The sequence below is a fragment of the Streptomyces niveiscabiei genome (assembly GCF_001419795.1).
Classification (GTDB): Bacteria; Actinomycetota; Actinomycetes; order Streptomycetales; family Streptomycetaceae; genus Streptomyces; species Streptomyces niveiscabiei.
The window spans coordinates 1-1,178 of record NZ_LIRL01001295.1 but is presented as its reverse complement, the minus strand read 5'-3'; the positions used below and the strand labels follow the sequence as shown (position 1 = coordinate 1,178).

General features: G+C 74.2%; 2 protein-coding genes. Both read left to right on the top strand.

Annotated elements, in window-relative coordinates; translation table 11 throughout:
• A partial coding sequence (locus tag AOK24_RS43285) for a YwqJ-related putative deaminase (RefSeq protein ID WP_055725319.1) occupies nt 1-432 on the top strand: 432 nt, incomplete at its 5' end.
• 143 nt (nt 433-575) lie between these two features.
• Nucleotides 576-1,076 carry an SUKH-3 domain-containing protein gene (locus tag AOK24_RS43280; RefSeq protein WP_055725318.1) on the top strand — a complete coding sequence of 167 codons (501 nt, stop codon included), beginning with the start codon at nt 576-578 and terminating at the stop codon, nt 1,074-1,076.
• Nucleotides 1,077-1,178: the final 102 nt, after the last annotated feature.

The following is a 1,178-nucleotide window of genomic DNA, read 5'->3' as shown; positions in this document are numbered from 1 at the left end:
CACGCGCCCACCCTCCGCCACCGCCGCGACGGCATACTGCCCACCGTCGCCGCCGCGCTCTCCGTCCGGGGCGCCACCCTCACCGGCACCGCCGCCCGCGGCGACCAGCCGCCCCCGCTGCACCACCTCGTGCAGGACTTCCTCGACACGCTCCCCAGCGACCGCCGCGACCGCTTCACCGGCCGCTGCGCCGAGGCGCTCCTCATCTCCCGGCACATCGCCGCCGCCGACGCGGCCCGCAGCCGCCGCGCGGCCCGCAAGCCGATGACCAACGGCGAGGCCCGCAAGGTCCTCAAGCAGGCCAAGCTGACCACCCGCCACATCCGCGAGGACGGCGACCCCCTGCACGGCACGTTCGCACCCCCGTGCCGCGCCTGCACCGCCCTCACGGCCCACTTCGGCATCCGGATCGTCGAGACGTCCGAGGAGTAGACGCGTACGGAAGGGGGGCGGGGGCAGGTGTACGGGGCCCACACGCACCTGCCCCCGCCCAGAACCACTCACCCCCCAAATGCGTCAACACCACCAGAAGCCGCACCCGCACCACCGCCCTGACCTCGACGAACGAACGGCAGATGCACCACACCGACCGCACCTCGACCACCCGCTTCCCCGTACCCGTGGACGCCGCGCTCCGTGCCGCGGGCTGGCTCCCCGGGCGCTGGGACATCAAGCAAGCCGAGTTCTGGGCGGACACCCTCCGCGACCACGCCTCCCCCGCGGGCCACCGCCACGCGGTCTTCCCCGCCGCGGTGGAGGCCTGGGCCGAATTCGGCGGCCTCCACATCACCCCCACCGGCCCGGGCCGCCAGATCGCCCCCGCGGCCTTCCACCTGGACCCCCTCCACGGCCTCCACCAGCCCCGCACCCTCGCGGACCTGGGCAGAGCCCTCGCCGCCGACCTCTCCCCCCTGGGCGCCGACCCGCAGACCCAGACCCTCCTGGCCATCGACACCGCAGGCCGCGTCTACGCCCTCGACCACACCGGCGACTGGTACCTGGCCCCCACGATCGACCAGGCCCTGGCCACCCTGATATCGGGCACCACCCCGACCCGCCTGACAACGGCAACCTGACCGGACGGCCAGACCCAGGACCCAGGCCCCACGACGGGACAGCCGGGTACGGCGGGAAGGAACCCGAACCCCCACGGCGGGAACCGTCTCTTATACACATCC

Bases quoted from the DNA above. Each gene is read 5' to 3' on its own strand.
- AOK24_RS43280 (WP_055725318.1), top strand. From the start codon at position 576: ATGCACCACACCGACCGCACCTCGACCACCCGCTTCCCCGTACCCGTG.